Below are 24,553 nucleotides of genomic sequence, written 5' to 3'. Positions count from 1 at the left end.
CCGCGCGGATGGACGACGGGATCCTCCTTGACATCGAGCAGGAAGCTCAACGAGAATTGACTCAATGAAAACTGAGCTTGATTCCGTGATCGCGCGGGCCCGGATCCACGCCGCGCTCGGGGACGCCTCACGGCTCGCGATCGTGGACGCGCTCACCATCGGCGACGCCTCGCCCGGCGAGATCGCCCAGACCCTCGACCTGCCGACCAACCTGGTCGCCCACCACGTGAAGGTGCTCACCGAGGCGGGCCTCGTCGTCAGGGCCCGTTCCGAGGGCGACCGACGGCGTACGTACCTGCGACTGCGGCCGGAGGCGATGGCCGCGCTCGCCGCGCCGCCACTGCCCGGGGTGGACCGGGTCGTCTTCGTGTGTACGCACAACTCGGCCCGTTCGCAGCTCGCCGCCGCCCTGTGGCGACGGCGTACCCACGGTGCCGCCGCCTCGGCCGGCACCAGGCCGGCGAGCCGGGTCCACCCCCGGGCGGTGGCGGTCGCCCACCGCCACCGGCTGGACCTCGACCCGACCGGCACCGCGCACGTCGACGACGTCGTCCGCGACGACGACCTGGTGATCGCCGTGTGCGACAACGCCCACGAGGAACTCACCGGACCCGTGCGTCCCCGGCTGCACTGGTCCGTCCCCGACCCGGTCCGGGCCGACACCGACGCGGCGTTCGAAGCCGCGTACGCCGACCTCGCCGACCGCGTCGACCGTCTCGCCCCCGCCGTCCTCCTCCGGAGCCAGTCATGACCGACACCCGCCCGCACCCGCGCGCCGACCTCTCCGTCGACCAGCACCTCGCCCTACACACCGCGGCGGCCCGGCTGGCCGCCGAGTTCGACGGCAGCTACGGCCCCGAGACCGTCGAACGGTTCCTGCACGCCAGCTACGACCAGTTCGCCACCGGCAGCACCATCCCCCACTACCTGCCGCTGCTCGCCGAACGCTTCGCCCGTCAGCGGCTGCACGCCCTCGCCCGGGTCGAGGGCCACCACCTCGACGGCCGGCCCGTGGTGCTCTTCCTGTGCACCCACAACGCCGGCCGCTCCCAGATGGCCCTCGGGTTCCTGACCCACCTGGCCGGCGACCGTGCGGTGGCCTGGTCCGGCGGCAGCGAGCCCGCCGGCCAGGTCAGTCCGGCCGCCGTCGCGGCGATGGCCGAACGGGGCATCGACATCTCGGAGGAGTTCCCCAAGCCGTGGACCGACGAGGTCGTCCGGGCCGCCGACGTGGTGGTCACCATGGGCTGTGGGGACGCCTGCCCGGTCTTCCCCGGCACCCGCTACGAGAACTGGGATCTCGACGACCCGGCCGGTCTCGACCTGGCCGGTGTACGACCGATCCGGGACGAGATCGAACGTCGCGTCCGCCGGCTCCTCGACGAGCTGCGGATCACGACGTCGTAGCCTCCCCGCCGGTCCCGACGCACCGGGCGATCGCCGAGCCGCTGGTGGACCGGCGGGACTTCCGGCCCGGCGGCAGGGCCCCTGCGCCCCTGCCCGCCCCCGCCCGCGCCGCCTAGCGTCGAGGGCGGGACGAGGAGGTCGCCATGCGGACGTGGCAGGTGCAGGACGTGATGACGACGGAGGTCGCGGCGGTCCGGGAGGGTGCCGCGTACCGCGAGATCGTGGACCTGCTGACCGGCCGGCACGTCACCGCGGTGCCGGTGGTGGACGGCGCCCGGCGGGTGCTCGGCGTGGTCTCCGAGGCCGACCTGCTGCACAAGGTCGAGCTGCTGGGCCGCCCGCACGAGCGGCGGATCTTCCCCAGCCGGCACGACGGGGAGGCCCGGGCCAAGGCCGGGGCGACCCTGGCCGCCGATCTGATGACCACTCCGCCGGTCTGCGTCTCCCCCGACACCACGGTCACCGAGGCGGCCCGGATCATGGACCGCCGCCAGGTCAAACGGCTCCCGGTGACCGACGACCTGGGCCGGCTGGTCGGCATCGTGACCCGGGGCGACCTGCTCCGGGTGCACCTGCGCCCGGACGCCGACATCCGCCGGGACGTGGTCGGCGACGTGCTGCGCCGGGTCCTCGGCGTCGCCGACGACACGGTCGACGTGACCGTCCACGGTGGCGTGGTGACCCTCACCGGCCAGCTCGACCGTTGGTCGAGCGTACACCTGGCGCTGCGCCTGACCGCGCGGGTCAGCGGCGTGGTCGAGGTGGTCGACGCGCTCGGGTACGCGATCGACGACGCGCCGCTGGGCGCGCTGCGGGTCGCCGCCGGCTCCACCGACCACGCCTGAGCACGGCCGGGGCCACGCCGGCACAGGGTCGCGCACGGGACGGGACCGGCACGGGACCGCGCCTCAGCCCTCGGCGAGGGTGTCGAGCAGCAGCGACGCCGTCCAGCTGAACGCCGCCGACCCGAGCCCCGCCCGGGTGTCCGGGTGGAAGTACTCGTGGCAGCCGCCGGTGGCCACCAGCTCCAGCATGGACTCGCGCAGCCCGGCCGCCAGGTCGCGCCGGCCGTGGGTGAGCAGCCCGCGCCAGAGCAGCCAACTGGTGTTCATCCAGGCCGGACCGCGCCAGTAGCGCAGCGGCTCGAAGTCCGGCGCGGTGCGGTCGTGGGTGGGCAGCGGGCGCTCCATCCGCGCCGCCAGGCCGAATCGCGGCGAGCACGCCTCGACGATCACCGCCTCGACCTGTCGGGCGGGCAGGTCGGGCAGGAGCAGCGGCATCAGCCCGAGCACCGTACGGGCCGGCAGCAGCCGGTCGGTGCGCAGGTCACGCGGATGGAAGGTGCCGGTGTCCGGGTCGTACAGCCGGCGCACCAGCGCCTCGGTGACCCGGGCGGCGCGCTCCCGGTGCGGGCCCGGGTCCGCGCCGACGACCCCGGCGATCCGGGCCAGCGCGTGCTCCGCCGCGCCCAGCGCCGCGTTGAACAGCGGGCACTCGACCAGGAACGGATGCCGACCGGCCAGGGTGTCGTCGCGGTAGCGGTGGGCCCGGTAGGAGTCGACGATCGCGACGTAGCGCGCGTAGTCCAGGTCCGTGGGGCGGTGCGCGGCGTCGGCGTACGCGGTGTCGTGCCTCCGGTACGCCCGCATCACCGCGGCGTCGGCGGGGACGGCGTCCATCGGCGCGTCCCAGGCGGGGCTGTTGTCCAGGCCGGACTCCCACGGGTGCACGATGCAGGCCAGCCCGGCGCCGCCGACGTCGCGGCGTCGGGTCAGGTACCGCTGCTGCGCGACCAGCCGCGGGTAGAGCCGGCGCAGCGCCTCCCGCGACGCCTCGGCGGGGGCCCGCCGGTGCACCAGCCAGGCCGCCTGGGCGTGCACCGGCGGCTGGACGATGCCCGAGGTCGCGACGGCGGGCGCCCCGTCGGCGGCGGTCGAGCCCCAGAACTGCGGACCGGGGAAGTACGACCCGACCCGCAGCGCCGGGTTGAACACGATGTGCGGCACCCGCCCGTCGGCCCACTGGGCGGCGAACAGGGTGTGCAGCTCCCGCCAGGCCCGGTCCGGGCGTACGTGCGCCGACCCGATCGCGATGAACGCGGAGTCCCAGCTCCACTGGTGCGGGTAGAGGGTGCGCGACGGCACGGTGTGGTCGTGCTCCCAGTTCGCGTCGAGGGTGGCGATCGCCAGCCGGCGGAGCGCGGCGATCCGCTCCCCCGGAGCCGGGTCGGCGACGCGCCGGCCGGGCCCGGCGGGCCGGGGTGCGGGCTCGCCGGTCGCCGTGCCGGCGGTCCCGGCGCTCATGCCGCCGCCTGCCGGGGCCGGGCGTGGCGCAGCACGGTGGCCGCCTGTTGCAGGGCCCGGACCGGGTCCCCGCGCAGCCGGCACTCCACGGCCAGCCAGCCCGGGTAGCCGATGTCGCCCAGGGTGCGCAGCAGCGCCGGCCAGTCCAGGTGCCCGGCGCCCGGCTGGTACCGGTTGGAGTCGCTGACCTGCACGTGCCCCAGGTACGGCGCGGCGGCGCGCAGCGCGGCGTGCACGTCGTCCTCCTCGATGTTCATGTGGAAGGTGTCGGCCACCACCCGCACCGACGGCAGCCCGACGGCCGCGCAGAGCGCCACGGCCTCGTCGAGCCGGTTGACCATGTGGTCCTCGTACCGGTTGAGCGGTTCGAGGAAGAGGGTGACGCCCTCGGCACGGGCGTGCTCGCCCAGCTCGCCGAGGGCGTCGACGAGCACCTGCCGGTCACCGGCGGGTGAGCGGGGCGGCTCGAACGGCGGCAGCCGGCGGGAGAACATCCCCCAGGCGGCCGGGGTCATCGCGCCGACGCCGCCCAGCTCGGCGATGACGGACAGCTGGGAGCGCAGGTTGGCCACCGCGTCCCGGGAGAGCGCCGGGACGAAGTCGCCGATGAAGTGGTCCATCTCCACGCAGACGGTGGGCATGACCACCCCCTCGGCGCGGGCCCGGCGCAGCTCCGGCAGGCGGCGGGCGAACGCGAGGTCACCCCGCCCGCGCAGCTCGATGCCGTCGTAGCCGAGGGCGCGGGCGAGGGCGAACTTCTGGGGCAGGTCGGCGCCGGGGAGCAACTGCTCCTGGCAGGCGAGTGGCAGGGTCATCAGAACCTCAGCACGACTTGGAGGACGTCATCGGCACCGCGGTCGAGCAACGCCAGCGCGTCGGCCACCGCGCGGGCGTCCACGACGTGGCTCACCAGCGGCAGCGGGTCGACGCTGCCCTCGGCCACCAGGTCCATGAAGGTGTGGGCGATGCGGGCGCCGGACCACCGGCCGGCCAGGCCGGGCGCGGGGGCGGGCCCGGAGACCTGGGCCGCCACCAGCTGGATCCGGTTGTGGTGGAACTCCTCGCCGAGGCCGAGCCCCTCGGCGCCGCCCTGGTAGAAGCCGGCCGCCACGACGCGGCCGGCGTGGGTGGTGGCGCGGATGGCCTCGTGCAGCGCCGGATACGCCCCGGACAGCTCCAGGCAGACGTCCGCGCCCCGGCCGTCGCTGAGCGTACGCAGCACGCCGGCCGCGGACTCGACGCCGGCGTCGACGGTCCGTCGCGCGCCGAGGCGGGCGGCCATCGCCAGCCGGGCGGGCACCCGGTCGACAGCGACCACCCGGGCGCCGGAGAGCGTGGCGAGCCGGGTGGCGAGCAGCCCGATGACGCCCTGGCCGAAGATCCCGACCCAGTCGCCGAGGTGCAGGTCGCCGGCGAGGACGGCGGTCAGCGCGATGGCGCCGGGGCGGGCGAACACGGCGGCGAGCGGGTCGAGCCCGGGGGCGAGCGGGGTGACCGCGCCGGCCGGCAGGACGGCCTCGGCCCGATGCCCCCAGATGCCCCAGACGAGCTGCCCCGGGACGCGGTCGTCGACGTCGGCCGCCACCTCGACGACCTCGCCGACCTCCTCGTAGCCGAAGCCGACCAGCGGGTACGGCACCGGGGTCTGCCGGGGGACGAACATCCGGGTGAGATCGTCCCAGTCCTTGCTGAGCCGGGGGTTGCTGCCCCGGAACAGGGTGAGTTCGGTGCCGGCGGAGATGCCGGAGAAGCAGGTGCGGACCCGGACCTGGCCCGGGCCGAGCGGATCGGTGGGGCAGGGCTCGAGGCTCACGCGCCGCGGCCCGGCCAGAGAGACAACCCAGTTGCCCATGGCGCACTCCCGGGACGTACCGGATTCGAGATTACCAAGGTAAATCGCCATATGTCTTGTTATTGATCAATAGCGTCCTCGGCGCGCGATGCGTGCTTCGCGGGCCTGCGCCCTCCTTCGTGCCGGCGCCCCTCCCCGGCGGGGCCCGAGATCCGATCACCCTCCGCAGTCGCCGCGACACACCACGAAGCACCCGCTCGATCATGCTGACGGGAGGCCGCGTCGTCCGTAGCATCGTGCGGGGGCCCGCGACGGGCGGGTGCGGGGGGAGGCCGGCGGTACGCGCTGCGCGCGTGACGCCGGAGGTGCGTGAGCACCACCTTGTCCGTATCCGCTACAGGCAAAGGGGCCGGCGATGGAACACACACGTCAGGACACCGCGGCGAGCACCGAGGGTGAGGACTACACCCGCCGGCTGCAACGCCTCGGCGGCGCGCGCTGGAAGCAACTGCTCGACGTACAGGCGCCGTACCGGTGGAACCTGCGCCGCCTGCACCTCGGCCGGACCCTCGACGTCGGCTGCGGGCTCGGCCGCAACCTGGCCAACCTCGGCGGCGACGCGGTCGGGGTGGACCACAACCCGACCTCGGTCGCGCACGCCCGGGCCGCCGGGCACGAGGCGTACACGATCGAGGAGTTCTTCCGCTCCCCGCACGCGCGGCCCGACGCCTTCGACTCGCTGCTCGCCGCGCACCTGCTGGAGCACCTGCCGGCCGCCCAGGCGCTGGAGGTCATCTCCTCCTACCTGCCGTTCGTCCGCTCCGGCGGCACCGTCGTCTTCATCACCCCGCAGGAGCGCGGGTACGCCAGCGACGCCACCCACGTCCGGTTCGTCGGGTTCGACGAGGCCGCGCAGGCGGCCCGTGACCTCGGCATGACGGTGACCCGGCAGTACTCGTTCCCGTTCCCGAGGGCGCTCGGCAAGCTCTTCACGTACAACGAGTTCATCACCGTCGCCCGGGTGGCCTGACCGCCGCGCCGCCCGGCCGGGCGGCGGCTACCGTGGCGGCATGGCCAACCCCACCCGCTGGGCGACCGAGACCGGTCCCGGGCACTCGCAGTGGTACATCGACCGTTTCCGCAAGCTCGCCGCCGACGGCGCGGACCTCGCCGGCGAGGCCCGCCTGGTCGACGCGACCGTGGCGCCCGGCTCGCGGATCCTCGACGCCGGCTGCGGCACCGGCCGGGTCGGAGCGGCGCTGGCCGCACGGGGTCACCGGGTCGTCGGGGTGGACGCCGATCCGGCGCTGGTCGAAGCCGCCCGGGCCGACCACCCGGGCCCGCGCTGGCTGGTCGGTGACCTCGCCGAACTGGACCTGGCCGCGGCCGGCGAGCCGGAGCCGTTCGACGCGGCCGTGGTCGCCGGCAACGTGATGGCCTTCGTCGCCCCCGGCACCGAGCAGGCCGTGCTGTCCCGGATCGCCGCGCACCTGCGCCCGGACGGGGTGGTACTGGTCGGTTTCGGCACCGACCGGGGCTACCGGATCGAGGACTTCGACGCGGACGCCGTCGCCGCCCGGCTGCGCCCCGAGCAGCGCTTCGCCACCTGGGACCTGCGCCCGTGGCGCGACGACGCCGACTTCGCCGTCACCGTGCTGCGCAAGCCCGCGCAGTGACCGGCCGTCCGTCCCCGCCCGCCGAGCGGGGACGGACGGGCCGCCGCCGGCCTGCCGACGTCGGGCGTCAGGCGGGGGCGGCCACCGCCCGGGCGGCGGTCGGGTCGAGCGGGCTGCCCGCCGGCACCAGGCTGACCAGCCCGGCCGGCAGCCGCAGCGGGCGCACGTCGCGGTAGCCGAGCATGCCCAGCACCTCCGCGTCGGCCAGCACGTACCGCCGGCCCAGGTCGGTGACGACGGAGATCGCGCCGCCGGTGGCGCCGGGCGCCGCGACGGACTCGACGACCGCGCCCCGGCCGGGCTCCACCACCACGTGGTCGGCCAGCACCCCGCGCCCGGTGGGAGCGGTACGGGCCACCGCGGCCAGGTCGGGCACGCCCGCCCCGACCCGTACGTCGTCGACCTCGCCGTCGTCGCCCACCCGGACGCAGATCCCGCCGCCGTCGACGCCGGCCAGGCGGGGCGGGGCGGGCGGCGGGGCGGCGGGGCCGGTGGGGACGAGAGCGGGCAGCTTCGGCAGAGCGGCGAACCGGCCGAGGCTGATCGGATCGGGCTCGTCCTGGCCGGTGCGGGCCATCAGCAGGGCCGCCTGCAACTCGGTGATGCCGGCCAGGCCGCCCCGCAGGGCCACGGCGTACTGGCGACCACCACCGGAGTTGCGGACCAGGTAGACGTCACCGACCACCGCGCCGGACACCCCGGTCGAGGACTGTCCGAGGTCGGACAGGGCCGGTGGGGCGAGGTCCGCCCCCGCCGGCAGGGTGTTGAGCAGCGCCGGCGCGACCGGCACGGCCCGCTCCCGGGTGGCGGCGAGGGCCGCCAGCACCCGGGCGGTGTCCCGCAGCAGGTAGCGCCGCTCCCGCCAGAGCAGGTGCAGGCTGCCGTCCGGGTGCCGCAGCAGCACCCCCTCCTCCCCGGCGGGGCGTCCGCCGGTGGCGTCCTGCCCGATCAGCAGCGCCGAGCGGGGGGCCGACCGGTCCGCCTGCGTCGGGGCCAGGGAGCAGACCGTCCAGGGGGTCGTCGAGAGCCGGCCCGGCGCGGGCAGCGAGTCCGGCGCGTCGGCGATGCCCAGCGGCAGGCCCCGGGGCACCCCCTCGATGGACCGGCGGGAGACCAGCACGGTGCTGGACCGGTCGGCGCCGATGATCAGCAGCGCGGAGGCGTAGTTGAGCACCGGGTGCAGCTTGCCGTCGCGGTAGACGAACCGGGCGCCGGACTCCTTCTCCACGATCACCGCGCCGGGATCGCGCCACTTGCTGCCGCCACCGGCGAACAGGCCGTAGAGGGCGAAGCCACCGAGGACGATCGCGGCCACCAGCACGCTGGCCAGGCCCGCGCCGGCCAGCCGGCGAAACGGCGACTGCGCCGGATCGGTCTCCCGCATGACCAGCGCGGCGACCGCCCGCTGGACGGTGAACTGGTACGAGTGCAGCTGGTCCTGCCGCGACGGCATGGTGTCCCTTCCGGCGAGTCGTCGGGGCACAGGATATGCGTTCCGTCGATGTCCCGGAGACCCTGCGTCGTCGTCCCGGCATCCGGCGGGCCCGACGGTGGCGTATAACCACGGGATGGACAGCACCGACTGGGACGCCCGGTACGCCGCCGCGCCGGAGCTGGTCTGGACGGCCGAGCCGAACCGCTTCGTGGTCGAGGCCACCGCCGACCTGCCCCCGGGTGACGCGCTGGACCTGGCCGCCGGGGAGGGCCGCAACGCGGTCTGGCTGGCCGGGCGGGGCTGGCGGGTCACCGCGGTGGACTTCTCGCCGGTGGCGGTGGACCGCGGCCGGGACCTGGCCACGCGCCGGGGCGTAGCGGTGCGCTGGCGGGTCGGCGACGTCACCACGGACCTCCCCGAACCCGACCGGTACGACCTGGTCGTCCTCGCCTACCTGCACCTGCCGCCGGCGCAGTCCACGGCGGCGCTGGCCGGGGCGCGGGCGGCGCTGCGCCCCGGCGGCACGATCGTCGTGGTCGGGCACGACCGCGCCAACCTCGACAGCGGGGTCGGCGGCCCCCGGGACCCGGAGATCCTGCTGACCCCGGAGGCGGTGGTCGCCGGGCTCGACGGGCTGCGGGTGCAGCGGGCCGACACCGTCCGCCGGCCGGTCACCGTGAACGGCGCGACCCGCGACGCCCTCGACACGCTGGTGGTCGCCCGCCGGCCCGCCTGACCCGCCACGCGGTCCCGGTGACCTGCCGGCGGACCCTCCCACTGACCCTCGCCGGCCCGGCGGCCCGCCTGGTCAGGGACGCAGGATGAGGCGGATCGGGTCGCCCTGCTTGGACTCGACCCGGCGGACCGCCTCCGCCGCCTCGGCCAGTGGCAGCACGTCGCTGACCGAGCCGGCCAGGTCGAGCCGACCCGCCCGGGCCAGGCCGACCAACTGCTCGACGTGCTCGGCCTCCGAGCCGTAGTGCCCCAGCACTGCCTGCTGGAAGTAGTTGAACGGGCTGTCCGAGGCGATGGTGACCGGCTTGTTGGCGATGCCGGCGAGCACCAGCCGGCCCCGGCGGCCCAGCACGGTCAGCGCCTGCTCGCGTACCGCCGTCACCCCGGCGAAGTCGAACGCGACGTCGAGCCCCCGGCCGCCGGTCAGCTCCCGCACCGCGTCGCGGAAGGTGACCTCACCCGGGTCGAGCACGGTGTCCGCGCCGAGGGCCAGCGCCCGCTCCCGGGCCGCCGGCAGCGGGTCCACCGCGATCACCGGGGCCGCCCCGACCAGCCGCAGCAGTTGGACGGCGTGCGCGCCGAGGCCGCCGACGCCCCAGACGGCGACCGCCTCGCCGGCGCGGGTACGAGCGGTGTCGGTGACCGCCGCCCACGGCGTGGAGACCGCGTCCGGGATGATGCACGCCTGCTCGAAGGGGAGGTCGTCGGGGATCGGCACGACGGTGTCCTGCCGGGCCAGGGCGTACTCCGCCCACCCGCCGTCGTAGTCGACGCCCCGGGTGAGGACGGTGCCCCGCCGGTCCCGCTCCCCCGCCTGGAGCAGCACCCGCTGCCCCGGCTGCCAGCCCTGCACCCCCTCGCCGAGCGCGTCGATCACCCCGGCCACCTCGTGACCCAGGGTCACCACGTCGTCGGGCAGGTAGAGCGGGGTGAGGGTGCCGTCGATCAGGTGCACGTCGGAGAGGCACACGCCGGCCGCGGCCACCCTGATCCGTACCTGCCCGTGGCCGGGTTCGGGCACCGGCACCGTCTCCACCCGCAGCGCCCGATCGGTCACGTGCAGCCGTCCGGCCAGCATCTGAGCCACCACAGGTCTCCTCCGTCCGTCGACGTCCCGATCTTTTCCCGGGTACCCGGGGTGCCGGCGGGGATGCGCGCCGCACCGGAAATCCGCGCGGATCCCGCCCGTACCGGTAGCATCCCGGCACGACAGGCGACGGCGAGGAGGCCGGGGTGGGCGCGCGTTTCGAGGAACTGGCCTGGCGAGAGACCCCGATCGGCGCGATCAGCCTGCGCCGGCGGCGCGACCCGGCCCTCGACGTCGACGTGTACGAGGTGAAACTCGACGACGACTTCCTGATGTCCAGCCTCTTCCCCGTCGCCGAGATCGAGCTGGCCCGGCTGGGCCTGGCGGCGCTGGGCGGCGACGACCTCGACGTGGCCGTCGGCGGGCTCGGCCTCGGCTACACCGCCCGGACCGCGCTGGAGGATCCCCGGGTCCGGTCCCTGGTGGTGGTCGAGGCGATCGAGGACGTGATCGACTGGCACCGCCGGCAGCTGCTGCCGTTCGCCGCGGGACTGGCGCCGGACCCGCGTACCCGGTTCGTACGGGCCGACTTCTTCGCGGCGGTGGCCGGCGGGGACGGCCTCGACCCGGAGCACCCCGGCCGCCGGTTCCACGCCGTGCTGCTGGACGTCGACCACTCCCCCCGGCACGTCCTGCACCCCAGCCACGCCCCGTTCTACACACCCGACGGGCTGCGCCGGCTGGCCGAGCTGCTGCACCCGGAGGGGGTCTTCGCGCTCTGGTCGGACGACCCGCCGGACGCCGACTTCGGCCGGGTGCTCGCCGAGGTGTTCCCGACCTCCCAGGCGCACGTCGTCGCATTCGCCAACCCGCTCACCGGGGGCGAATCGGCGAACACGGTCTACGTCGCCCGGCGCTGACCTGGCCTTTTCCGGCCGTCCGCGGCATGCCGCCCGGCAGGGCGGGGAAGGCAGCCGTCAACTCTTCGGAAAGGTGGCGGACATGCGGGCCATGCTCTGGGTCGTCGGGGTCGTCGGCGGCGCGCTTCTCCTGCTCGGGCTGCTGCTGGAGGCGGCCCGCTGGTTGATGATCATCGGGGCGATCGCGCTGATCGTGGTGATCGTGCTGGCGTTCGTCCGGGGACGGCAGGCGATGCAGCACCACTCCGCCGGCCGCCGCTGACCCGGCGGCCGTACCGGGTGCGTCTACGGGGGCGCGCGTCGGCGATCCGACAGGACCGCAACCGTGCGGGCCGGTGGGGCGTGGGTCGGTCATGACTCGACGCCCGGCACCACCGGGCCCGACACGGGGAGAACCGTCATGACCCACCTCGCTCGACGCACGATCCTGGCGGCGGCCGTCGCCGGACTGCTGTCCACCTCGCTCGGCGTCGCCGGCTCCGGGGCGGCCTCCGCCGCGCCCAGGACCGCCACCCGCGCCTGCACCGTCACCACCCTGCCGTTCCCCGCCGACGTCTACCGGGCCGAGGCGTCCGCCGTCGACCCGACCGGCCGGTTCGTCGCCGGCACGGCCCTGCGCCGTGGCGAGGAGAGCAACCAGTTGTTCCTGCTGGTCTGGCGGCAAGGCCGGCTGACCACGGTGGAGTCGCCGCTGGCCGACTCGGTGGCGGACGTCAACTCGCACGGAGTGGTCGTCGGCAACGGTTGGGCCGAGGGCCGGAACCGACCCTGGGTGTACCGGAACGGGACGTTCGAGCTGCTGCCGAGCCCGTCCGGCTCGGCCGGGGCGACGGCGATCAACGCCGCCGGAGACATCGTCGGATCGGGTGAGGAGGCCGGCACCGGCCGGCAGCTCGCCCTGCGCTGGCCGGCGGCGCGCCCCGGCACGGTGGAGGTGCTCGACGTACCGGCCACCGCCTGGGCCCTGGGCGTCACGCGCGACGGCACCGTCGTGGGCACCTCCGGGGACTGGGAGACGGCCAGGTGGAGCGGCTGGGCCCGGTACCTGGACGGGCGGCGCGAATCGCTGACCGTGCCCGGCGCGCGGTCGGTCAACGTCGACGCGGCGGAGGGACACTGGGCGGTCGGCCGGGTGGACCTCGGTGGCTCCGACCAGATGCGGGTGCGATGGGACCTGCGGGACCGTTCCTGGTCGCGCCTCGCCGACGAGCTGCCCTGGGTGGCGGACGTCAACGCCCGTGGGGTGGTGGTCGGTGGGGACCGCGTCGTGCGGGGTGGTGATTCCCGGGTCCTGCCCGGGGGCGGTGACCGGATCGGCGTCGGCGCCAGCGCCATCGCCGACACCGGCGCGATCGTCGGGTTCCGCAACGACCACGGCCGGGTGACCCCGGTGCGCTGGACCGGCTGCTGACGCCGTGCCGCCTCGCCGCTGAGCCGAGGCGTCCGGCGCCGCGCGGTGGCGGCCACCGCGCGGCACCGCCGACGGTGCCGGGGACGGCGGCGATAGCGACTCGCCAGGCACCTACGCCACCGTAGGTTACCGGCCCGTAAGTTACCCTGGGCACACGACGCCGGCGCCACCGGACGGCGCGCCACCACCAGCGACGGGAGATCCGATGGACCTGACCGAGCGGCCCTGGCTGCGCAGTTACGCCCCGGACGTCCCGGCCACCATCGCGCCGTCGGACGACTCGCTGGTCGACCTGCTGCGCTCCGCGGCCCGCCGGTTCGGTCCCCGGGTCGCCCTCGACTTCTTCGGCGCCACCACCACGTACACCGAGCTGGACGCGCAGGTGGCGCGGGCCGCGGAGGCGTTGCGCCGGCTCGGGGTGGGCGCGGGCGACCGGGTGGCGCTGGTGCTGCCGAACTGCCCGCAGCACGTGGTGGCCTTCTACGCCGCGCTGCGCCTCGGCGCGGTGGTGGTCGAGCACAACCCGCTCTACACCGCGCAGGAACTGGCCCACCAGCTCGCCGACCACGGCGCCCGGGTCGCCGTGGTCTGGGACAAGGTCGCGCCGCTGGTGCGCGGGGCCGGCGCGGTGCAAACGGTCGTCGCGGTGGACCTGAGCCGGGCGCTGCCCCGGCTCAAGCGCTGGGCGCTGCGGCTGCCGCTGCCGAAGGCCCGCGCCGCCCGGTCGGCGATGACCGCCCCGGCGCCCGGCGCGCTGAGCTGGGACGCGCTGCTGGCCGACGCCGCCCCGCTCGCCGCCGACCATCCCGCGCCCGGTCCGGACGACACGGCGCTGCTGCAGTACACCGGCGGTACCACCGGCACCCCGAAGGGCGCCATCCTCACCCACCGCAACCTGCGGGCCAACGCCGCGCAGGGTCGCGCCTGGGTGCCGGGCCTGCGCGACGGCGAGGAGACGGTGTACGCCGTGCTGCCGCTGTTCCACGCGTACGGGCTGACGCTCTGCCTGACCTTCTCGGTGGACATCGGCGCGACCCTGGTGCTGCTGCCCCGCTTCGACGTCGACCAGGTGCTCGACGCGGTACGCCGCCGCCCGCCGACCTTCCTGCCCGCCGTCCCGCCGATCTACGAGAAGCTCGCCACGGCGGCCCGGGAGCGCGGCGTCGACCTGACCTCCGTGCGGTATGCGATCTCCGGCGCGATGGCCCTGCCGCCGTCGACCGTCGAGCTGTGGGAGTCGGTCACCGGTGGCCTGCTGGTCGAGGGGTACGGCATGACCGAGACCTCGCCGGTGGCGCTGGGCAACCCGGTCTCCCCGACCCGCCGGCCCGGCACCGTGGGGGTGCCGTTCCCGTCCACCGAGGTCCGCATCGTCGACCCGGAGGACCCGTCCGTGGACCGGGCTCCGGGCGAGGCCGGTGAGCTGCTGATCCGCGGCCCGCAGGTCTTCTCCGGCTACTGGAACCGTCCGGAAGAGACCGCCGCGGTGCTGCTGCCCGGCGGCTGGCTGCGCACCGGCGACGTGGTGGTGATGGACGCCGACGGATTCGTCCGGGTGGTCGACCGGATCAAGGAGCTGATCATCACCGGCGGCTTCAACGTGTACCCGTCGGAGGTGGAGGACGCGCTGCGCCGGGTGCCCGGGGTCGTCGACGCGGCGGCGGTGGGCCTGCCCGGCGAGCACGGCGGCGAGGAGGTCGTGGCGGTCGTGGTGCTGCACGAGGACTGCGTCACCGGCCCGGAGGGCCTGCGTACCGCGTGCCGGCAGCACCTGACGGCGTACAAGGTGCCGCGCCGGGTGGTGGTGGTCGAGGAGCTGCCCCGCTCGCAGATCGGCAAGATCCTGCGCCGCGAGGTCCGGGAACGGCTGCTGGCGCAGGGCTGAGCGACCGGGTCGGCCACCGCCGCACCGGGTGCCCTCAGCGCACCGGCGGACCGAGGCGCAGGATGCGGCGGGCCCGCCTGCGGTCCAGCCAGTGCGGAGCCGGCGGGTCCGTCGGCTGCGCCCCGGTGACCAGGTCGACCACTATCTCGGTCCAGAACCCGAGGGCGCTGAGGATGTTGCGGGCCCGCCCCGGCTCCGGCGCGCCGGGCGGCAGGACGACCTGCGCCCAGCGCCACGCCGTCCAGGCGATCTCCTCGTCGGGGTGGTGCCGCCGCTCCAGGCTCAGCCGCCGGACCTCCGCCCGCACCGGCCCGGGCAGCCGCCACCAGCTGCGCAACGTCGCCATCGGGTCCTCCCGCGACAGCGGGTCGGAGTCCGTCGTGTCCCCGGAATCCATGCGCGTCAGGATATCCAGCCGGCTCCCGGGCCGGGACGGTGGTCGATCCGGCTCCACGACCGAAGCGCCCGACCATGGCACCGCGCCGTGGTCAGTTCCCTCGCAGTCCGCCAGGAACCCACGTTCGACGGTTCCTCAGTCCGTCGCGTCCGAGTAACGCCACACCCGACGGTAGCGGTCGACGATCTCCTCGCGCGTCTCGTGCTCGGTCGCCCACACCTCGGTCTCGCCCGCCTCGACGTCGTCCCAGCGGGGCAGAGCCTCCGGGAACGCGAAGTCGTCGATCATGGCGGTGAGCCTGCCACGTGACGCCCGTGGCCTCCACCCGCGCCGGCCCGGAAGCGGACGGTCAGAACCACTCGTCGCGCATCTCCAGGGTGGTCCGGTCCAGGCTGTCCAGCAGGTCGAACCAGGCGGTGGTGCGGGGCAGCTCGTACCGGAAGAAGTACCGGGCCGCCTGCCGCTTGCCGGCGTAGAAGTCCGGGTCGGCGTCGGACGGCGCGGCGTCCACGGCCAGCAGCTGCTCCAGCCACATCCAGGCGACCACCACGTGCCCGACCGCCTCCAGGTAGACGCCGGCGTTGGCCAGGGCGAGGGCCGGGTCGCCGCCGGCCCAGAGCCGGCGGGTGGTGGCGGCGATCCGGTCCACCGCCGCGCCGAGGCGCGCGGCCAGCTCGGCCGCCTCCCCGTCGGCCTTCCAGGCCCGGCTCACGCTCGCGCGGATCGTCTCCAGCAGCACGGCCAACGCGGCCCCGTCGCGCATGGTGGCCTTGCGGCCGAGCAGGTCCAGCGCCTGGATGCCGTGGGTGCCCTCGTGGATCGGGTTGAGCCGGTTGTCCCGCCAGTGCTGCTCGACGTCGTAGTCGCGGGTGTAGCCGTAGCCGCCGTGCACCTGGATGGCGAGGTCGTTGGCGGCCAGGCACCACTGCGACGGCCAGCTCTTGGCGATCGGGGTGAGCATGTCCAGCAGCAGGTGGGCCCGCTCGCGGTCGGCCGGGTCCGGGGCGGTCCGCTCCTCGTCGAGCAGCCGTCCGCAGTAGAGCACCAACGCCAGCGCGCCCTCCACGTAGCTCTTCTGGGCCAGCAGCATCCGGCGTACGTCGGTGTGGGCGACGATGGGCACCTGCGGCGCGGTGGGGTCCTTGTCGGTGACCGGGCGGCCCTGGGGGCGCTGCCGGGCGTACGCCAGCGACTTGAGGTAGCCGGTGTAGCCGAGCGCGGTGGCGCCCGCGCCCACCCCGACGCGCGCCTCGTTCATCATGTGGAACATCTGGGCCAGGCCCTGGTGCGCCGGGCCGACCAGGTGGCCGACCGCGCCGGGGCGGCCGTCCGGGCGGTGCACCCCCTCACCGAAGTTGAGCAGGGTGTTGGTGGTGCCCCGGTAGCCCATCTTGTGGTTGAGGCCGACCAGCGTGACGTCGTTGCGGGCGCCGAGCGCGCCGTCCGGCCCGACCAGGATCTTCGGCACCACGAACAGCGAGATGCCCTTCACCCCGGGCGGCCCGCCGGGGATCCGCGCGAGCACCAGGTGCACGATGTTCTCGGCCAGCTCGTGGTCCCCGCCGGAGATCCACATCTTGGTGCCGAAGAGGCGGTACGTCCCGTCGTCCTGCGGCTCGGCCCGGGTGGTGATGTCCGCCAGCGAGCTGCCCGCCTGTGGCTCGGACAGGCACATGGTGCCGAAGAACCGGCCCTGCACCATCGGCCGCACGTAGGTGTCGACCTGTTCGGCGCTGCCGTGGGCGAGCAGCAGGTTGGCGTTGCCCAGGGTCAGGAACGGGTACGCCGAGGTGCCGACGTTGGCGGCCTGGAGGAAGCCGAACGCGGCGGCGGAGACGACGTGCGGCAACTGCATGCCGCCGACCGACTCGTCCATGCTGGCGGCCAGCAGCCCGGTCCGGGCGAACATGTCCAGCGCGGCCTTGACCTGCGGGATCATCCGTACCCGTCCGCCTTCGACGGTCGGCTCGCTGGTGTCCGCCGCCCGGTTGTGCGGGGCGAAGTGCTCGACGGCCAGCCGCTCGGCGAGGTCCAGCACGTCGTCGAAGGTCTCCCGGGAGTGCTCGGCGTAGCGGGGGCGCTCGGTGAGCCGGCACACGTCGAGCCACTCGTACAGCAGGAAGCGCAGGTCACGACGGGACAGCAGGGTGGACGACACGGTTCTCCTTCCGGGCGCGGGCGCCGTCAGCCGCGACGCAGCCCGGCGATCGCCTCCGCCAGCTCATCCTGGCTGATCGGGCCGGCCGGCGCACCCTCGGTGGCCTCACGCATCGCCTTGGCCAGCTGCACCCGGCGCAGCACCTCGCGCAGGTCGGCGCCGGTGAGCCCGGGGGTGAGCGCCGCCAGCGCGCGGGGGTCGACGTCGTCGGCGAACATCCGGAAGCCGGGCCGTTCGTGCCGGGCGATCAGCTCCCGGACCATCTTGGTGACGATCGCCGCCCGCCCGTCCTCGTCCGGCAGCGGGATCGCCAGCTTGACGTCGAAGCGCCCGGAGCGGGTCAGCGAGGCGTCGACGCGGTGCGGGAAGTTGGTGGTGGCGACGACGATGACGTCCGGGTTGGCCTCGATGAGGGTGTTCATCTCCTGCTTGAAGATGCCGGCGACCGCGTTCACCGCCTGGCTGGCGGCGTCGCCACCGGCCCCGGCGTAGCTGATGATGCTGTCGAACTCGTCGAAGAGCATGACGGTGGGCCGCCGGTGGGCGCGGGCCTCCCGGAAGATCTGCTTGATGTTGCGTTCCGAGCCGCCGAGGTACTTGTCGAGAATCTCCGGGGTGCGGATCTCGCGGAAGTCCGCGCCGATCTCGTTGGCCAGCGCTCGGGCCAGCATGGTCTTGCCGGTGCCCGGCGGGCCGTACATCAGGATGCCCTGCGGGCGGCGGGCGCCCCAGCGGGCCATGACCTGGGGGTGCCGGAACGACACGGCGATCTCGCGGAACCGGGCGACCACGTCGTCGAGGCCGCCGACCTGGTCGAGGGTCACCGCCGCGGTGCCCGGCGGCGCGGCGTCGGGCGTTACCCCCACGGTGTACGACCGCCCGCGCAGCACCCGCGGCTCGGGGGTGTCGCCGGCCAGTTCCCGGACGGCCTGCAGCCACACGCCGACCATCGCCCGCAGGTGCGCCGGGGTCACCTCCCGGCTGGGCACGGCGCCGCGCACGGTCACCGACCGGGCGCCCGGTGCGACGCGGTGGTCGAGGTCGGGGCGCAGCCCGAGCGCCTCGGCCTCGCGCAGCACCGCCTCTCCGGCGGCGTCCCGGGGGGCGAGGGCGGTCGCCGCGCCCCGTCGCCCTGGCCGGGGCCCGGCCGCTGCTCCCGGCGGACGCAGGCCGAGGCGGCGGGACGCCTCGACGGCCACCCGGCCCGCGCCGGCCAGCACCCGCTCGGCGCGGGGGTCGCCGACGGCCAGCCGGCGGGCCAGCAGCACCCCGGCCGGGCCGGCCAGGCCGAGCGCGAGCAGCCCCACCGTCGCGCCGGGTGGGCCCGCCGTCAGGTACGCCTCGAAGTGGTGCGTCCCCGCCTCGGCGCGCACGGTGAAGCGGGCCCGGCGGACCCCGGCGGGCAGGTCGGCGTCGGTGAGCAGGTCGACCGGCTCGGCTGCCGCGGCGGCCAGCAGCGCGTCGGGGTCGACGAGGGTGACCCGGGCGCCGAGCAGCGTCCCGGTGTCGGTGTCCGGCCGGAGTGCGTACCCGTGTCCCGTCATGCGTCCACGTCCCTGGCTGCGGCGGCGTACCGGGCCAGTCTGACACCGCCGCACCGGCACGGCCACCGCACGCCCGGTTGCCCGGCCGGGGGTCACGGCCGGGCGGCGTGCCCGCGCGGCGGACCGGCCGGCCGTTGTCGGACCCATGGTCCAGGATGGCCGCGGGCGGGAGCGACCCGCCGGGAAGAGGAGCACCGATGGCCGAGATCCTGCTGTTCCACCACGCGCTCGGGCTGACGCCCGGGGTCCGTCACCTCGCCGCGACGCTGGAGGGTGCCGGGCACACCGTCCACCTGCCCGACCTGTACGACGGGCGGGTCCTCCCCGACCTCGCGCAGGGCCTCGACCACGCCCGCGAGGTGGGGTTCGGCACGCTGCTCGACCGGGGCCGGCAGGCCGCCGACGGGCTGCCGGCCGGGCTCGTGTACGTCGGCCTCTCCCTCGGCGTCGTGTCGGCGCAGGCACTGGCCCAGACCCGCCCGGGCGCGAAGGGCGCGCTGCTCGTCGACGCCTGCCTGCCGCCCGGCGAGTTCGGTGACGGATGGCCGGCGGGAGTGCCGGTGCAGGTCCACGGCATGGACGCCGACGAGGTCTTCGTCGGCGAGGGCGACCTCGACGCCGCCCGGGCGCTCGTCGAGGCGACGCCGCAGGCCGAGCTGTTCCTCTACCCCGGCAAGGAGCACCTCTTCGCCGACGACAGCCTGCCCTCGTACGACGCGGCCGCCACGACGCTGCTCACCACCCGGATGCTCGACTTCCTCGCCACGCACGGCTGACCCGCGCGGCCCGGGTCGGGGGTCCCGGGGGTCGGGTCCGTTCGGCCCTGTCGATGCCCGGCGGGCAGGGGCAGGGTGGCGGGAGGAGGTGTTTCCCGATGACCCAGCCGTCCACCACCACGGGCCAGGCGCCGACCGTCCGCGAACTCGAGGCCGCCGCCCGGCTGTCCCTGTACGCCCCGTCGGTGTTCAACACCCAACCCTGGCGTTGGCGGGTCACCCCGACCGCGCTGGAGTTGCGCTCCGACGGGTCCCGGCAGCTCGCCACCACCGACCCGGACGGCCGGCTGCTCACCCTGAGCTGTGGTGCCGTGCTGCACCACGCCCGGGTGGCGCTGACCGCCGGCGGCTGGACGGCCACTGTGGAACGGTTGCCCGATCCGGCCGACCCGGGGCTGCTGGCCCGGGTGCGGGCCACCGGGCCGGGGACGCTCGACCTGGCCGCGGCGCGGCTGGTGGACGCCATCCCCCGCCGGCGCACCGACCGGCGGGCGTACGGCGACCGTCCGGTGCCGGCGGAGCAGCTGGCCCGGCTGCGGGCGGCGGTCGAGGCGGAGGGGGCGCACCTGCACGTGGTCCGGCCGGACCAGATGCCGATGCTGGCGGTGTCCACCGCCCGGGCCGGCGACGCCGAGCTGGCCGACCCGGCGTACCGGGAGGAGCTGCACCGGTGGACGCACCGCCCGGAGTCCAGTGGTGACGGCGTTCCCGCGGCGACCGCCGTGCGCCCGGCGCCGCGCCGGGTGCCGGTACGCGACCACGCCCCCGGCGAGGCGGCGGGTCTGCAGGCCGGCACGGACTTCGACCGGGGCGCGGCGTACGTGATCCTCTTCGGCGACCGGGACGACCCGGCCGGTTGGCTGCGCGGCGGCGAGGCGCTGTCGGCGCTGCTGCTCACCGCGACCGCCGACGGGCTGTCCACCGCGCCGATCAGCGACACCATCGAGCTGGCCTGGCCGCGCCGGATGATGCGGGAGCTGCTCGCCGACGTCGGGGAGCCCTACCTGGTGGTCCGGGTGGGCTGGGGCCCGCCGGCCGACGACCTGCCCACCGCGCCGCGCCGGCAGGCCGACGAGGTGATCGAGATCGACGCCTGACCGGCCGCCGGCCTTTCGGTCCACCCGATCCGGCCCGCCGGCCAGCCCGGCCGGCGGGCCGGGCTGGCCGGCGGGCCGAGCTTGGCCGGCGGGCCGGCAGCCACCGTCGAGCCGGCGGGCCGACCCACGGGCCGGACGAGCCGACCCGACGGCCGGACAGACCGACCCACAGCCGAACAGAGCGACCCACGGCCGGACAGGCCGACCCACGGCCGGACAGGCCGACCCACGGCCGGACAGGCGTCGCCGGGCAGGCCGGACAGGCCGACCCGCCGGGCGGGGTCGCTCAGTCGGTCCCGCCGAGCAGGCCGTCGACCAGGTCGCGCGGCAGCCCGTGGGTGTCGTGCAGCCAGCGGTAGTCCGCGTCGCCCAGTGGCCCTCGCGACCGCAGCCGCGCCACCACCGGCCGTCCCCGCCCGACCAGCCCGCGGAAGCGGCGCTCCTCCTCGGCCAGGACGTCACGCAGCGCGGTGACGTCACCGTGCTGGCGGAACCGGCGCAGCGTGTCCCCGGCCAACCCGGGCGGCAGCCCGGTCAGCGTCCGGGACACGTCGTCGCGCCACAGCACGGTCAACGCGCGGCGGACCAGCCGGCGCAGCACGTACCCCCGGCCGGTGTTGGACGGCCGCACGCCGTCGCCGAGCACCACGACGGCGGAGCGCAGGTGGTCGCAGACGATCCGCAGCGACACCTCGTCCAGTGGCCACCGCTCGCCGACGGCGTCCACCCAGGGGCGCAGCCCCGCGCCCGGGTAGACCGACCGGTCGCCCCGCAGCACCATCTCCAGCCGTTCCAGCCCCATCCCGGTGTCGATGTTCGGCTGCGACAGCGGCGTCAGCCGTCCGTCGGGGTGCCGGTGGTGGCGCATCTGCACGTGGTTCCACACCTCCGTCCACCGGTCGTCGGTGCCGGGGGTGCCGGTGGGTGGGCCGTCGCCGGTCCACACGAAGATCTCCGAGTCGGGCCCGCACGGGCCGGTCGGCCCGTTGGACCACCAGTTGTCGTCGCGGAGCGCCTCGACCGGGACGCCGAGTTCCGTCCAGGTCCGCCACGCGGTCTCGTCGGGGCCGACCTGGTCGTCGCCGCCGAAGACGGTCGCGTGCAGCCGGCCCGGGTCCAGGCCGAAGCCGTCGACGAGCAGCTCGTGCCCCCAGCGCAGGCTCTCGGCGATGCCGTAGTCGCCGAGCGACCAGGAGCCGAGCATGTCGAAGACGGTCAGGTGGGTACGGTCGCCGACCTCGTCCAGGTCGGTGGTGCGCAGGCAGCGTTGGACGTTGACCAGCCGCCGGCCGCCCGGGTGTGGCCGCCCCTCGAGATAGGGCGTCAGCGGGTGCATCCCGGAGGTGGTGAAGAGCACCGGATCGCCCGGCGGCGGGACCAGCGTGCTCTCCGGCGCGTCGCGGTGGCCGCGCCGGTGGTGGTGGTCGAGGAAGGTGTGCAGGATCTGCTCGGGTGTCATGGCGGTGGCCTTCCGGTGGGCGCGACCGGAGAGGGTCCGCCGTCCCGGCAGGGCGCCCGGGCGGACAGCACGAAGCCGGCGGACCGTTTCCGGTCGCCGGCTTCGAGGGTCAGGAGGTCAGGCGGCGGCGGCCGGCGAGCGGGAAGCTCGCGCGGCCGCGACGGTGCTGCGCCTGATCTGCATGTCCCCGACCGTACCGCGACGACAGCGCCGCCGCCCACCGGTTTTGCGGCGGTGGCTCAGGCTCCGCTGGGGGCGAGGGCGCGGGTCGGCAGGTCGTCCACCGGCTGCGCGGTCCTGCGGTTGGGCAGCGAGAGCCGGATGACCTTCCACCAGGCGGAGGCGACCTGCTTGGGCAGCGGCCCGGTGGTGTACTTCAGCCCGTACCGGTCGAACAGCGCCCGCACCTGCGGGGCGATCTCCTGGTAGCGGCAGCTGGGCAGGTCGGGGAAGAGGTGGTGCTCGATCTGGAACGACAGGTTGCCGGTCATGATGTGCATCAGCCGGCTGCCGCTGATGTTGGCCGAGCCGAGCATCTGCCGCAGGTACCAGTCGCCGCGCGTCTCGCCCTCGATCGAGGTCTTCTCGAAGGTCTCCACGCCCTGCGGGAAGTGCCCGCACATGATCACCGAGTGGCTCCACAGGTTGCGGACCAGGTTGGCGGTGAAGGTGGCGGCCAGGGTGGTGAGGAAGGACGGGCCGGAGAGCAGCGGGTGGATCACGTAGTCCTTGAGCACCTGGCGACGGATCTTGCGGCCGACCGCGCGGGCCCGGGCCCGGAACTCGGGGGCCTTGTGGCGGCCCTTGCGCAGGTTGCGGCCCAGCTCCAGGTCGTACGCGGCGATGCCGTACTCGAAGAAGCAGGCGTTGACGAGGTTCCACAGCGGCTGGCCGAGGTGCATCGGGTGCCACTTCTGGTCCTCGTCGACGCGCATGATGCCGTACCCGAGGTCGTTGTCCTTGCCGAGCACGTTGGTGTACGTGTGGTGCAGCTCGTTGTGCGAGTGCTTCCACTGGTCGGCCGGGGAGACGTGGTCCCACTCCCAGGTGGTGGAGTGGATCTTCGGGTCCCGCATGAAGTCGTACTGGCCGTGCAGGATGTTGTGGCCGATCTCCATGTTCTCGAGGATCTTGGCGATGGAGAGGCCCAGGGTGCCGACCACCCAGGCCGGCGGGAAGAGCGAGAAGAGCAGCACCGCGCGGCTGCTCATCTCCAGCGTCCGCTGGGTCTTGATGACCTTGCGGATGTAGCGCGCGTCCGACTCGCCGCGCTCGGCGAGGACCCGGTCCCGGATCGCGTCGAGCTCCTTGCCGATGATCTCGATGTCCTCGGCGCTCAGGTGGGCGATCGGGTTGTCCGGCTTCTTCTGGATCACGGTCACGTCCGGCCTCCGTCTTACAGGTCGATGTCGCAGGTACCGGCCGCCGCCGACACGCAGGTCTGGATGAGGACGCCGTCGCCGGGGACGGCGGTGGTCAGTTCGCCGTTGCGCAGGTCCCGCACCGCGCCCTGGCGCAGCGGCAGGACGCAGCCGTAGCAGATGCCCATCCGGCAGCCGGACGGCATGAGCGCGCCGGCGGCCTCTCCGGCCTCCAGGATCGGGGTGGCGCCGTCGGCCTGCACGGTGAGACCGGCCCGGGTGAAGGTGACGGTGCCGCCCTCCCCCGGTGAGATCACGGTGGGTCGGAACCGCTCGGTGTGCAGCCGCTCGCCGACGCCCGCCGAGGTCCAGTGCGCCTCGACCGCGTCGAGCATCCCCACCGGCCCGCAGGCCCACGTCTCGCGCTCCAGGTGGTCGGGCACCAGCCCGGCCAGCTCCTCGACGCCGAGCAGCCCGTCGGTGTCGGTGTGCCGCTCGACCAGCCGGATCGCGCCCCGCGCGGCGAGGTCCCGCAGCTCCGCGCCGAAGACCACGTCGGCGGCGGTGGGCGCGGAGTGCACCACGACCACGTCGGAGCGGGTGTGCGCGCCGGCGCGCAGCATCCCCATGACCGGGGTGATGCCGCTGCCGGCGGTGAGGAAGAGGACCCGGGCGGGGGCGGGGTCGGGCAGGACGAAGTCGCCCTGCGCCTGGTCGAGCTGGACGATCGTGCCGGGGCGCAGCCGCCGGACCAGGTGGTTGCTGACCTTGCCGCCGTCGATCGCCTTCACGGTCACGCAGATCCGGCCGTCGGGACGGCCCGGCGCGGAGGTGAGCGAGTACGCCCGCCACTGCCGGACGCCGTCCACGTCCACGCCGAGGCGCACGTACTGCCCGGGGGTGTGCCCGCGCCAGTCGCGGCCGGGTTGGATGGTCAGCGTGGCGGCGTCGCGGGTCTCGGCGTCGACGGCGACGACGCGCCCGCGCAGGGCGGCGCCGGCGCGCAGCGGCGCGACCAGGTCGAGATAGTCCTCCGGCAGCAGCGGGGTGGTGACCGTCTCGGCGAGCCTGAGCAACCGGGCCCGGACGGAGATCCGCGCCGGGGAACGCGGGACGGTGGTGGTCATGCTCCCCAGAGTGCTCGCCCGTGCGGATAACATCTTGACCAGC

At 75.1% G+C, this 24,553-nt stretch carries 24 protein-coding genes; 12 read left to right on the top strand and 12 right to left on the bottom strand.

All coding sequences use genetic code 11. From position 1 onward, the window contains the following. Positions 1 to 64: 64 nt before the first annotated feature. The 3 genes from GA0070614_RS27200 to GA0070614_RS27190 all read left to right on the top strand — a co-directional run bounded on the left by GA0070614_RS27200 (position 65) and on the right by GA0070614_RS27190 (position 2,252). Positions 65 to 751: an arsenate reductase/protein-tyrosine-phosphatase family protein gene (locus GA0070614_RS27200; RefSeq protein ID WP_088978619.1), complete on the top strand. Its 687-nt coding sequence runs from the start codon at positions 65 to 67 to the stop codon at positions 749 to 751. Beyond that, the gene (locus tag GA0070614_RS31310; RefSeq protein ID WP_088978618.1) at positions 748 to 1,407 is read left to right on the top strand and encodes an arsenate reductase ArsC; all 660 of its coding nucleotides are present in this window, start codon (positions 748 to 750) and stop codon (positions 1,405 to 1,407) included. Before GA0070614_RS27200 ends, GA0070614_RS31310 begins: the two co-directional genes overlap by 4 nt. Positions 1,408 to 1,550: 143 nt before the next feature. After that, a complete protein-coding gene (locus tag GA0070614_RS27190; RefSeq protein ID WP_088978617.1) occupies positions 1,551 to 2,252 on the top strand; it encodes a CBS domain-containing protein in 702 nt (233 codons plus the stop codon). Between the two features lie 63 nt (positions 2,253 to 2,315). Here GA0070614_RS27190 and GA0070614_RS27185 read toward each other — a convergent pair whose 3' ends face one another. From GA0070614_RS27185 to GA0070614_RS27175, 3 genes are read right to left on the bottom strand one after another with little or no spacing between them, the layout of a single operon-like run. Next, on the bottom strand, positions 2,316 to 3,710 hold the full coding sequence (locus GA0070614_RS27185; RefSeq protein ID WP_231933400.1) for an MGH1-like glycoside hydrolase domain-containing protein: 1,395 nt from the start codon (positions 3,708 to 3,710) through the stop codon (positions 2,316 to 2,318). Further along, entirely contained in the window at positions 3,707 to 4,525 is an 819-nt protein-coding gene (locus GA0070614_RS27180; RefSeq protein ID WP_088978616.1) for a sugar phosphate isomerase/epimerase family protein, read from the bottom strand. The genes GA0070614_RS27185 and GA0070614_RS27180 overlap by 4 nt, the downstream gene beginning before the upstream one ends. Further along, the gene (locus GA0070614_RS27175) at positions 4,525 to 5,523 is read right to left on the bottom strand and encodes a zinc-dependent alcohol dehydrogenase (RefSeq protein ID WP_231933399.1); all 999 of its coding nucleotides are present in this window, start codon (positions 5,521 to 5,523) and stop codon (positions 4,525 to 4,527) included. The genes GA0070614_RS27180 and GA0070614_RS27175 overlap by 1 nt, the downstream gene beginning before the upstream one ends. Before the next feature lie 394 nt (positions 5,524 to 5,917). On the opposite strand from GA0070614_RS27175, the gene GA0070614_RS27170 reads away from it, so the two are divergent. Beyond that, entirely contained in the window at positions 5,918 to 6,532 is a 615-nt protein-coding gene (locus tag GA0070614_RS27170; RefSeq protein ID WP_088978614.1) for a methyltransferase domain-containing protein, read from the top strand. A 40-nt stretch (positions 6,533 to 6,572) separates the two neighbouring features. After that, positions 6,573 to 7,178: a class I SAM-dependent methyltransferase gene (locus tag GA0070614_RS27165; protein WP_088978613.1), complete on the top strand. Its 606-nt coding sequence runs from the start codon at positions 6,573 to 6,575 to the stop codon at positions 7,176 to 7,178. Between the two features lie 67 nt (positions 7,179 to 7,245). On the opposite strand, the gene eccB is transcribed toward GA0070614_RS27165, so the two are convergent. Then, positions 7,246 to 8,631, bottom strand: a complete 1,386-nt coding sequence (gene eccB, locus GA0070614_RS27160; protein ID WP_088978612.1) for a type VII secretion protein EccB — start codon at positions 8,629 to 8,631, stop codon at positions 7,246 to 7,248. A 115-nt stretch (positions 8,632 to 8,746) separates the two neighbouring features. Here eccB and GA0070614_RS27155 point away from each other — a divergent pair, with 115 nt between their 5' ends. Further along, entirely contained in the window at positions 8,747 to 9,349 is a 603-nt protein-coding gene (locus GA0070614_RS27155) for a class I SAM-dependent methyltransferase (protein ID WP_088978611.1), read from the top strand. Between the two features lie 72 nt (positions 9,350 to 9,421). On the opposite strand, the gene GA0070614_RS27150 is transcribed toward GA0070614_RS27155, so the two are convergent. Next, entirely contained in the window at positions 9,422 to 10,426 is a 1,005-nt protein-coding gene (locus tag GA0070614_RS27150) for a zinc-binding dehydrogenase (RefSeq protein ID WP_197701501.1), read from the bottom strand. A 155-nt stretch (positions 10,427 to 10,581) separates the two neighbouring features. Here GA0070614_RS27150 and GA0070614_RS27145 point away from each other — a divergent pair, with 155 nt between their 5' ends. The 4 genes from GA0070614_RS27145 (at position 10,582) to GA0070614_RS27130 (ending at position 14,591) form a co-directional block, all read left to right on the top strand. Beyond that, positions 10,582 to 11,295: a polyamine aminopropyltransferase gene (locus GA0070614_RS27145; RefSeq protein ID WP_088978610.1), complete on the top strand. Its 714-nt coding sequence runs from the start codon at positions 10,582 to 10,584 to the stop codon at positions 11,293 to 11,295. A gap of 82 nt (positions 11,296 to 11,377) precedes the next feature. Further along, entirely contained in the window at positions 11,378 to 11,557 is a 180-nt protein-coding gene (locus GA0070614_RS27140) for a hypothetical protein (RefSeq protein WP_088978609.1), read from the top strand. A gap of 138 nt (positions 11,558 to 11,695) precedes the next feature. Beyond that, positions 11,696 to 12,706 carry a hypothetical protein gene (locus GA0070614_RS27135; protein WP_088978608.1) on the top strand — a complete coding sequence of 337 codons (1,011 nt, stop codon included), beginning with the start codon at positions 11,696 to 11,698 and terminating at the stop codon, positions 12,704 to 12,706. Between the two features lie 205 nt (positions 12,707 to 12,911). Next, a complete protein-coding gene (locus GA0070614_RS27130) occupies positions 12,912 to 14,591 on the top strand; it encodes a long-chain-fatty-acid--CoA ligase (RefSeq protein WP_088978607.1) in 1,680 nt (559 codons plus the stop codon). A gap of 34 nt (positions 14,592 to 14,625) precedes the next feature. Here the strand turns inward: GA0070614_RS27130 and GA0070614_RS27125 are convergent, their stop codons facing one another. The 4 genes from GA0070614_RS27125 to GA0070614_RS27110 all read right to left on the bottom strand — a co-directional run bounded on the left by GA0070614_RS27125 (position 14,626) and on the right by GA0070614_RS27110 (position 18,690). Then, positions 14,626 to 14,988: a hypothetical protein gene (locus GA0070614_RS27125; protein WP_088978606.1), complete on the bottom strand. Its 363-nt coding sequence runs from the start codon at positions 14,986 to 14,988 to the stop codon at positions 14,626 to 14,628. 135 nt (positions 14,989 to 15,123) lie between these two features. Continuing rightward, a complete protein-coding gene (locus tag GA0070614_RS27120; protein ID WP_197701355.1) occupies positions 15,124 to 15,276 on the bottom strand; it encodes a hypothetical protein in 153 nt (50 codons plus the stop codon). A 61-nt stretch (positions 15,277 to 15,337) separates the two neighbouring features. After that, positions 15,338 to 17,146: an acyl-CoA dehydrogenase gene (locus GA0070614_RS27115; RefSeq protein ID WP_088978605.1), complete on the bottom strand. Its 1,809-nt coding sequence runs from the start codon at positions 17,144 to 17,146 to the stop codon at positions 15,338 to 15,340. 26 nt (positions 17,147 to 17,172) lie between these two features. Beyond that, positions 17,173 to 18,690, bottom strand: coding sequence for an ATP-binding protein (locus GA0070614_RS27110; RefSeq protein WP_088978604.1), 1,518 nt, complete (start codon positions 18,688 to 18,690; stop codon positions 17,173 to 17,175). A gap of 197 nt (positions 18,691 to 18,887) precedes the next feature. On the opposite strand from GA0070614_RS27110, the gene GA0070614_RS27105 reads away from it, so the two are divergent. Beyond that, a complete protein-coding gene (locus GA0070614_RS27105; protein WP_088978603.1) occupies positions 18,888 to 19,466 on the top strand; it encodes a dienelactone hydrolase family protein in 579 nt (192 codons plus the stop codon). Positions 19,467 to 19,564: 98 nt separating this feature from the next. After that, positions 19,565 to 20,563, top strand: coding sequence for an Acg family FMN-binding oxidoreductase (locus GA0070614_RS27100; RefSeq protein ID WP_088978602.1), 999 nt, complete (start codon positions 19,565 to 19,567; stop codon positions 20,561 to 20,563). 286 nt (positions 20,564 to 20,849) lie between these two features. On the opposite strand, the gene GA0070614_RS27095 is transcribed toward GA0070614_RS27100, so the two are convergent. From GA0070614_RS27095 to GA0070614_RS27085, 3 genes are all read right to left on the bottom strand, one after another. Next, positions 20,850 to 22,022 carry an alanine--tRNA ligase-related protein gene (locus GA0070614_RS27095; RefSeq protein ID WP_088978601.1) on the bottom strand — a complete coding sequence of 391 codons (1,173 nt, stop codon included), beginning with the start codon at positions 22,020 to 22,022 and terminating at the stop codon, positions 20,850 to 20,852. A 239-nt stretch (positions 22,023 to 22,261) separates the two neighbouring features. Further along, entirely contained in the window at positions 22,262 to 23,404 is a 1,143-nt protein-coding gene (locus GA0070614_RS27090) for a fatty acid desaturase family protein (protein ID WP_088978600.1), read from the bottom strand. 14 nt (positions 23,405 to 23,418) lie between these two features. Then, complete coding sequence (locus GA0070614_RS27085) at positions 23,419 to 24,510, bottom strand: ferredoxin reductase (protein ID WP_088978599.1); 1,092 nt, start codon at positions 24,508 to 24,510, stop codon at positions 23,419 to 23,421. Between the last annotated feature and the right edge of the window lie 43 nt (positions 24,511 to 24,553).

It is taken from the genome of Micromonospora coxensis, from assembly GCF_900090295.1.
GTDB lineage: Bacteria > Actinomycetota > Actinomycetes > Mycobacteriales > Micromonosporaceae > Micromonospora > Micromonospora coxensis.
Note: the sequence above shows the minus strand (reverse complement) of the source record. Positions and strands in the feature narration are given on the sequence as shown.

Excerpts from the sequence above, each read along its gene's own strand:
- GA0070614_RS27180 (WP_088978616.1), bottom strand. The coding sequence starts at position 4,525 with ATGACCCTGCCACTCGCCTGCCAGGAGCAGTTGCTCCCCGGCGCCGAC.
- GA0070614_RS27085 (WP_088978599.1), bottom strand. The coding sequence starts at position 24,510 with ATGACCACCACCGTCCCGCGTTCCCCGGCGCGGATCTCCGTCCGGGCC.
- GA0070614_RS27190 (WP_088978617.1), top strand. The coding sequence starts at position 1,551 with ATGCGGACGTGGCAGGTGCAGGACGTGATGACGACGGAGGTCGCGGCG.
- GA0070614_RS27130 (WP_088978607.1), top strand. The coding sequence starts at position 12,912 with ATGGACCTGACCGAGCGGCCCTGGCTGCGCAGTTACGCCCCGGACGTC.
- GA0070614_RS27135 (WP_088978608.1), top strand. The coding sequence starts at position 11,696 with ATGACCCACCTCGCTCGACGCACGATCCTGGCGGCGGCCGTCGCCGGA.
- GA0070614_RS27165 (WP_088978613.1), top strand. The coding sequence starts at position 6,573 with ATGGCCAACCCCACCCGCTGGGCGACCGAGACCGGTCCCGGGCACTCG.
- GA0070614_RS27120 (WP_197701355.1), bottom strand. The coding sequence starts at position 15,276 with ATGATCGACGACTTCGCGTTCCCGGAGGCTCTGCCCCGCTGGGACGAC.
- GA0070614_RS27110 (WP_088978604.1), bottom strand. The coding sequence starts at position 18,690 with ATGACGGGACACGGGTACGCACTCCGGCCGGACACCGACACCGGGACG.
- GA0070614_RS27100 (WP_088978602.1), top strand. The coding sequence starts at position 19,565 with ATGACCCAGCCGTCCACCACCACGGGCCAGGCGCCGACCGTCCGCGAA.
- GA0070614_RS31310 (WP_088978618.1), top strand. The coding sequence starts at position 748 with ATGACCGACACCCGCCCGCACCCGCGCGCCGACCTCTCCGTCGACCAG.
- GA0070614_RS27140 (WP_088978609.1), top strand. The coding sequence starts at position 11,378 with ATGCGGGCCATGCTCTGGGTCGTCGGGGTCGTCGGCGGCGCGCTTCTC.
- GA0070614_RS27200 (WP_088978619.1), top strand. The coding sequence starts at position 65 with ATGAAAACTGAGCTTGATTCCGTGATCGCGCGGGCCCGGATCCACGCC.
- GA0070614_RS27125 (WP_088978606.1), bottom strand. The coding sequence starts at position 14,988 with ATGGATTCCGGGGACACGACGGACTCCGACCCGCTGTCGCGGGAGGAC.
- GA0070614_RS27155 (WP_088978611.1), top strand. The coding sequence starts at position 8,747 with ATGGACAGCACCGACTGGGACGCCCGGTACGCCGCCGCGCCGGAGCTG.
- eccB (WP_088978612.1), bottom strand. The coding sequence starts at position 8,631 with ATGCCGTCGCGGCAGGACCAGCTGCACTCGTACCAGTTCACCGTCCAG.
- GA0070614_RS27170 (WP_088978614.1), top strand. The coding sequence starts at position 5,918 with ATGGAACACACACGTCAGGACACCGCGGCGAGCACCGAGGGTGAGGAC.
- GA0070614_RS27150 (WP_197701501.1), bottom strand. The coding sequence starts at position 10,426 with ATGCTGGCCGGACGGCTGCACGTGACCGATCGGGCGCTGCGGGTGGAG.
- GA0070614_RS27105 (WP_088978603.1), top strand. The coding sequence starts at position 18,888 with ATGGCCGAGATCCTGCTGTTCCACCACGCGCTCGGGCTGACGCCCGGG.
- GA0070614_RS27185 (WP_231933400.1), bottom strand. The coding sequence starts at position 3,710 with ATGAGCGCCGGGACCGCCGGCACGGCGACCGGCGAGCCCGCACCCCGG.
- GA0070614_RS27095 (WP_088978601.1), bottom strand. The coding sequence starts at position 22,022 with ATGACACCCGAGCAGATCCTGCACACCTTCCTCGACCACCACCACCGG.